The organism is Delftia sp. JD2 (genome assembly GCF_001682645.1).
In the GTDB taxonomy this organism is placed as follows: Bacteria; Pseudomonadota; Gammaproteobacteria; order Burkholderiales; family Burkholderiaceae_C; genus Comamonas; species Comamonas acidovorans.
The window spans coordinates 1-6,479 of record NZ_LFJT01000115.1 but is presented as its reverse complement, the minus strand read 5'-3'; the positions used below and the strand labels follow the sequence as shown (position 1 = coordinate 6,479).

The window sequence follows — 6,479 nt, the reverse complement described above, 5'->3', positions numbered from 1 at the left end:
GAGCGGGAAAACGGGTTCGAACCGTCGACCTCAACCTTGGCAAGGTTGCGCTCTACCAACTGAGCTATTCCCGCATTTCTACCGAAGCCTGACATTCTACAACGTCGTTTGCTGCGATGGGATGAATTGTAGCGTAGTTCTTGGAGGGTTCAGGAAAAACGCTACATTTTTTCATCTTCAGTGCTTGACGGCTGGCTCCACAGGCTTGGATTCCGCTGGTGGCGGCGCTGCGGCCTCCTCCTCGGACAAGGGCTCGGGCACGCGCTCCAGCGCCACCTTGAGGACCTGGTCGATCCACTTGACGGGGATGATTTCCAGGCCGCTCTTGACGTTGTCGGGGATCTCCTGGAGGTCCTTGACGTTCTCTTCGGGGATCAGCACCGTCTTGATGCCGCCACGCAGGGCCGCCAGCAGCTTTTCCTTGAGACCGCCGATGGCGGTGACCTCGCCGCGCAGCGTGATTTCGCCAGTCATGGCGACATCGGCACGCACCGGGATACCGGTCAGCGCAGAGACGAAGGCCGTCGTCATGGCCGCACCCGCGCTGGGGCCGTCCTTGGGCGTGGCGCCATCGGGCACGTGCACGTGGATGTCCTTCTTCTCGAAGGCCTCGTCCTTGATGCCGAGCATGCGCGAGCGGCTGCGCACCACGGTGCGGGCGGCTTCCACGGATTCCTTCATCACGTCGCCCAGGGAGCCGGTGCGCGAGATCACGCCCTTGCCGGGCATGATGGCGGCCTCGATGGTCAGCAGGTCGCCACCGACCTCGGTCCATGCCAGGCCCACGACCTGGCCGACCTGGTTGTTGTGCTCGGCACGGCCGTAGCTGTACTTGCGCACACCCAGGTAGTCGGTGAGGTTGTCGGCATTGACGACGACGGTGGGCTCCAGCTTCTTGAGCTGCAGTCCCTTGACCACCTTGCGGCAGATCTTGGAGAGCTCGCGTTCCAGCGAGCGCACGCCGGCTTCACGCGTGTAGTAGCGCACGATGTCGCGGATGGCGGACTCGTCGACCTGCATTTCGCCGTCCTTCACACCGTTGTTGGTGAGTTGCTTGGGCAGCAGATAGCGGATGGCGATGTTGACCTTTTCGTCCTCGGTGTAACCCGACAGGCGTATCACTTCCATGCGGTCCAGCAGCGCGGGCGGGATGTTCATGGAGTTGGAGGTCGCCACAAACATCACGTCGCTGAGGTCGAAGTCCACCTCGACGTAGTGATCGCCGAAGGTGTGGTTCTGCTCGGGGTCCAGCACTTCCAGCAGGGCACTCGACGGGTCGCCACGGAAGTCCATTCCGAGCTTGTCGATTTCGTCCAGCAGGAACAGCGGGTTGCGCGTGCCGACCTTGTCCAGGCTTTGCAGCACCTTGCCCGGCATGGCGCCGATGTAGGTGCGGCGGTGGCCGCGGATTTCCGCCTCGTCACGCATGCCGCCCAGCGCCATGCGCACGTACTTGCGGCCCGTGGCCTTGGCGATGGACTGGCCCAACGAGGTCTTGCCCACGCCCGGAGGTCCGACCAGGCACAGGATGGGCGCCTTGACCTTGTCCACGCGCTGCTGCACAGCAAGATATTCAAGGATGCGGTCCTTGACCTTTTCGAGGCCGAAGTGGTCGGCATTGAGCACGTCCTCGGCATTGGCAAGGTCGTGCTTGATCTTGGTCTTCTTGCTCCAGGGCAGGCCCGTGAGCACGTCGATGTAGTTGCGCACCACGGTGGCTTCGGCCGACATGGGCGACATGAGCTTGAGCTTCTTGAGCTCGGCCTCGGCTTTCTTGCGCGCCTCGGCGGGCATGCGGGCCAGCTTGATCTTCTTCTCGATCTCTTCGATGTCGGCGCCGTCTTCGCCCTCGCCCAGTTCCTTCTGGATGGCCTTGACCTGCTCGTTCAGGTAGAAGTCGCGCTGGTTCTTCTCCATCTGGCGCTTGACGCGGCCACGGATGCGCTTGTCGACGTTGAGGATGTCGACTTCGCGGTCCAGTTGCTCGAAGAGGTTCTCCAGGCGTTCCTTGATGTCCACCAGGTCGAGCACGGCCTGCTTGTTCTCCAGCTTGAGCGGCAGGTGCGCGGCAATGGTGTCGGCCAGGCGGCCGGCATCGTCGATGCTGGCGATGGAGGTGAGGATCTCGGGCGGGATCTTCTTGTTGAGTTTGACGTACTGGTCGAACTGCTGCGTCACGGCGCGGCGCAGGGCCTCGATCTCGCTGGGCTTGTGTGTTTCAGCCTCGGGCGCCACAGGCACGACGGAGCCCACGAAGTGGGTCTCTTCGTCCATGACCTGCTTGACCAGCGCGCGCTGCTGGCCTTCGACCAGCACCTTGACCGTGCCGTCGGGCAGCTTGAGCATCTGCAGGATGGTGGACACGCAGCCGACATCGAACATGTCAGCGGCCGTGGGCTCGTCCTTGGAGGCGGTCTTCTGGGCCACCAGCATGATGCGGCGGTCGCCCTCCATGGCCAGCTCCAGCGCCTTGATGCTCTTGGCGCGCCCCACGAACAGCGGGATCACCATGTGGGGGAACACGACCACATCGCGCAGCGGCAGCAGCGCCAGGTCTAGGGGGGTGGAAGGCAAAGGGGTATGTCCTGACATGGGAATCCTCGGTTTGTCAGCGGAAGATGGTCCGCACACCGGTGTATTTCAACCCTGCGGCCCGAAAGGATTTCGGGACGCAGGGACTTGCGCTGCCGGACCTTTGCAGGCGGCGGCGCATCAGGCCTTCTTGGCCGCTTCGCGGTAAACCAGCAGCGGCGCCTTTCCGTCTTCGATGGTGGACTCGTCCACCACTACCTTTTCGACATTGTCGGCATTGGGCAGCTCGTACATGGTGCCGATCAGAGATTGCTCCAGGATGGAGCGCAGGCCACGGGCACCCGTCTTGCGCGCCAGCGCCTTGCGGGCGATGGCCTTGAGCGCGGCAGGCCGGATCTCCAGCTCCACGCCTTCCATGGCCAGCAGCTTGCTGTACTGCTTGACCAGGGCGTTCTTGGGCTCGGTCAGGATCTGCACCAGGGCGTCTTCGCCCAGTTCGGCCAGGGCCGTGACCACGGGCATGCGGCCGACCAGCTCGGGGATGATGCCGAACTTGATCAGGTCTTCAGGCTCGATCTCCTGGAACACTTCCGAGATGGAACGCTGCTTCTTGCTCTTGACCGTGGCGCCAAAGCCGATGCCAGACGCCTCGGTGCGGTTCTCGATGACCTTCTCCAGGCCCGCGAACGCGCCGCCGCAGATGAACAGGATGTTGGTCGTGTCGATCTGCAGGAAGTCCTGGTTCGGATGCTTGCGGCCGCCTTGCGGGGGAACGCTGGCCATGGTGCCTTCGATGAGCTTGAGCAGGGCCTGCTGCACGCCCTCGCCCGACACGTCGCGCGTGATGCTGGGGTTGTCGGACTTGCGCGAGATCTTGTCGATCTCGTCGATGTAGACGATGCCGCGCTGTGCACGCTCGACGTCGTACTCGCAGCTTTGCAGCAGCTTCTGGATGATGTTCTCGACGTCCTCGCCCACGTAGCCGGCTTCGGTCAGCGTGGTGGCATCGGCCATGACGAAGGGAACGTTGAGCATGCGCGCCAGCGTCTGCGCCAGCAGCGTCTTGCCGGAGCCCGTGGGACCGATGAGCAGGATGTTGCTCTTGGCCAGCTCAATCTCGTCCTTGCCGGCCTTGTCCTTGTGACGCAGGCGCTTGTAGTGGTTGTAGACGGCAACGGCCAGCGTGCGCTTGGGCAGGTCCTGGCCGATCACGTAGTTGTCCAGGTTGGCCTTGATTTCGGCGGGCGTGGGCAGGTCGCCTCGGCCGTCCTTGGCCTCGGTGCTGGGCTGCTCGTCGCGGATGATCTCGTTGCAGAGATCGATGCACTCGTCGCAGATAAAGACTGACGGACCCGCGATCAGCTTCTTGACCTCATGCTGGCTCTTGCCGCAGAAGGTGCAATAAAGGTTTTTTTCGCTGGAGGAGCCTTTTTTCTCGGCCATGGGGTCGGTGCCTTGTTACAGAAATATGGAAAAGGATGATAACCAAATGGAAAGCGGCGTTTTCCGTAGGGGGAAAACGCCGCCCATTCTCATGCAGCCTCCGGACTTCAGGAGCGCTTGTTGATCACCTGATCGACCAGGCCGTAGTCCTTGGCTTCCTCGGCGGACAGGAAGTAGTCGCGCTCGGTGTCGTGCTGGATCTTTTCCAGCGGCTGGCCCGTGCGCTCGGCCAGGATCTTGTTCAGGCGCTCGCGGGTCTTGAGGATCTCGCGTGCGTGGATCTCGATCTCGGTGGCCTGGCCCTGCATGCCGCCCAGCGGCTGGTGGATCATGACCTGGGAGTTGGGCAGCGCAAAGCGCTTGCCCTTGGTGCCAGCGGCCAGCAGGAAGGCGCCCATGCTGGCTGCGATGCCGGTGCACAGCGTGGACACATCGGGCTTGATGAAGTTCATCGTGTCGAAGATGGCCAGGCCGGCGCTTACGGAGCCGCCGGGGCTGTTGATGTAGAACGAAATGTCCTTGTCGGGGTTTTCGCTTTCAAGGAACAGCAGCTGGGCCACGACGAGGTTGGCCGTCTGGTCATTGACAGGGCCCACCAGGAAGATCACCCGGTCCTTGAGCAGGCGCGAGTAGATGTCGTACGACCGCTCTCCGCGGCCGGACTGTTCGATGACCATTGGGATCATGCCCAAACCCTGAGTTTCCAATGCGCTCATGTTTTCTCCAGTACTAGGGGGCTACTTTAGCCGTATCCGGAAAGAAAATGGGGCTTGTGCGCCAAAGCACAAGCCCCGCAGATGCCAACCCGCCCGCCGATCTCACGAAGCGGCAGGCAGGCGGTGCTCAAACCCTCAGGCCTGGCCCATCAGTTCGTCGAAGGACACGGCCTTGTCGGAGACCTTGGCCTTGCCCAGCACGAACTCGGTCACGTTGTTTTCGATGACAACGGCTTCGACTTCAGCCAGGCGTTGGCGGTCGCCGAAGTACCAGCGTGCCACGTCTTCGGGCTTTTCGTAGCTGGCGGCCAGCTCTTCCACGTGGGCCTTGATCTGGTCGGGCGTGGCGTGCAGCTCGTTGGCGCGCACCAGCTCTGCCACCACCAGGCCCAGGCGCACGCGGCGCTCGGCTTGGGGCAGGAACACGTCTTCAGGGATCTCGGCCTTCTCGGCGTCCTTGATGCCGCGCTGCTGCAGCTCGGCGCGGGCGCCTTCCAGCAGACGTGCGACTTCAGCCTGCACCGAAGCCTTGGGCAGTTCCAACTCGGCCTTGGACACCAGGGCGTCCATCACGGCCTGCTTGTTGCGGCCCTGGACGCGGAACTTGACTTCACGCTCCAGGTTCTTCTTGATGTCGGCGCGCAGGCCTTCGACCGTGCCTTCAGCCACGCCCAGTGCCTTGGCAAAAGCCTCGTCCACTTCGGGCAGGTTGGCGGCTTCGATCTTCTTGACCGTCACCAGGAAATCGGCGGTCTTGCCGGCCACGTCCTTGCCGTGGTAGTCGGCGGGGAATGCCAGCGGGAAAGTCTTGGACTCGCCAGCCTTCATGCCGCGCACTGCGTCTTCGAATTCCTTGAGCATCTGGCCTTCGCCGACCAGGAACTGGAAGTCTTCAGCCTTGCCGCCGGAGAAGGTCTCGCCGTCGATCTTGCCTTCGAAGTCCACGGTCACGCGGTCGCCGTCCACGGCCACATCGGCCTGGGCGCGCTGCGCGAAGGTGCGGCGCTGCTTGCGCAGGATGTCCACGGTCTTGTCGATGGCGGCGTCGTCCACTTCGGCGGTCAGCTTCTCGACTTCGGCCGAGGTCAGGTCACCGATCTTGACTTCAGGCATCACTTCGAAGATGGCTTCGAACTGGGCCTCGCCCTCGGGAGCGCCTTCCTTTTCGGAGATGCGGGGCTGGCCAGCCACGCGCAGCTTGGCTTCGTTGACGGCCTGTGCAAAAGCCTCGCCAACCTTGTCGTTGAGCACTTCGTACTGCACCGAGTAGCCATAACGCTGGGCCACCACGCTCATCGGCACCTTGCCGGGACGGAAGCCGTCCATCTTCACGGTGCGCGCCACTTGCTTGAGGCGGTTCTCGACTTCGCTCTGGATGGAGTTCAGAGGCAGGCTCAGCGTGATCTTGCGCTCGAGCTTTTCAAGGGTTTCAACAGTAACGGCCATGTTTGTTCCTATGAGGGATTGGACCGTGCCGGCTGCTGTACAGCCCGCACCGTATTGCGCAAAAGTCACGGTGCGACGCGAGCCAAGCCAGTCGGCCGCGCGGCACCTCAGATTTCAAGGGCTTACATCACATGCACCTGGCCGCTGGGGACCGCACATGGTTCGCTCAACCCGTGATGTAAGCGAAGCCGGACATTATAAACGAGGCGGTTTTGCCTTCGAGACGCGCGCTCTTGCAGGGGAATCCCGCAATCCGCCTGGCCAATGCGCCTCCTCTACAGGAAGCGGGCTTGAGCAGTGTTCGCCGCAGTTGAGCGGCGTTGGTGCGTGGTGCGCGGGGGG

Annotated in this window: 4 protein-coding genes and 1 tRNA gene; all 5 read right to left on the bottom strand. The window is 62.7% G+C overall.

The window, feature by feature from the left end:
* Window position 1 precedes the first annotated feature (1 nt).
* The 5 genes from ACM14_RS29885 to tig all read right to left on the bottom strand — a co-directional run bounded on the left by ACM14_RS29885 (window position 2) and on the right by tig (window position 6,137).
* Window positions 2-74: transfer RNA gene (locus ACM14_RS29885), tRNA-Gly, on the bottom strand.
* Window positions 75-177: 103 nt separating this feature from the next.
* The gene (gene lon / locus ACM14_RS29880; protein ID WP_012204531.1) at window positions 178-2,592 is read right to left on the bottom strand and encodes an endopeptidase La; all 2,415 of its coding nucleotides are present in this window, start codon (window positions 2,590-2,592) and stop codon (window positions 178-180) included.
* Window positions 2,593-2,712: 120 nt separating this feature from the next.
* Window positions 2,713-3,975: an ATP-dependent Clp protease ATP-binding subunit ClpX gene (clpX, locus tag ACM14_RS29875; RefSeq protein ID WP_012204530.1), complete on the bottom strand. Its 1,263-nt coding sequence runs from the start codon at window positions 3,973-3,975 to the stop codon at window positions 2,713-2,715.
* A gap of 107 nt (window positions 3,976-4,082) precedes the next feature.
* Complete coding sequence (gene clpP / locus ACM14_RS29870) at window positions 4,083-4,691, bottom strand: ATP-dependent Clp endopeptidase proteolytic subunit ClpP (protein WP_012204529.1); 609 nt, start codon at window positions 4,689-4,691, stop codon at window positions 4,083-4,085.
* Between the two features lie 135 nt (window positions 4,692-4,826).
* Window positions 4,827-6,137, bottom strand: a complete 1,311-nt coding sequence (gene tig, locus ACM14_RS29865) for a trigger factor (RefSeq protein ID WP_012204528.1) — start codon at window positions 6,135-6,137, stop codon at window positions 4,827-4,829.
* Between the last annotated feature and the right edge of the window lie 342 nt (window positions 6,138-6,479).

Excerpts from the sequence above, each read along its gene's own strand:
- lon (WP_012204531.1), bottom strand. The coding sequence starts at position 2,592 with ATGTCAGGACATACCCCTTTGCCTTCCACCCCCCTAGACCTGGCGCTG.
- clpX (WP_012204530.1), bottom strand. The coding sequence starts at position 3,975 with ATGGCCGAGAAAAAAGGCTCCTCCAGCGAAAAAAACCTTTATTGCACC.
- clpP (WP_012204529.1), bottom strand. The coding sequence starts at position 4,691 with ATGAGCGCATTGGAAACTCAGGGTTTGGGCATGATCCCAATGGTCATC.
- tig (WP_012204528.1), bottom strand. The coding sequence starts at position 6,137 with ATGGCCGTTACTGTTGAAACCCTTGAAAAGCTCGAGCGCAAGATCACG.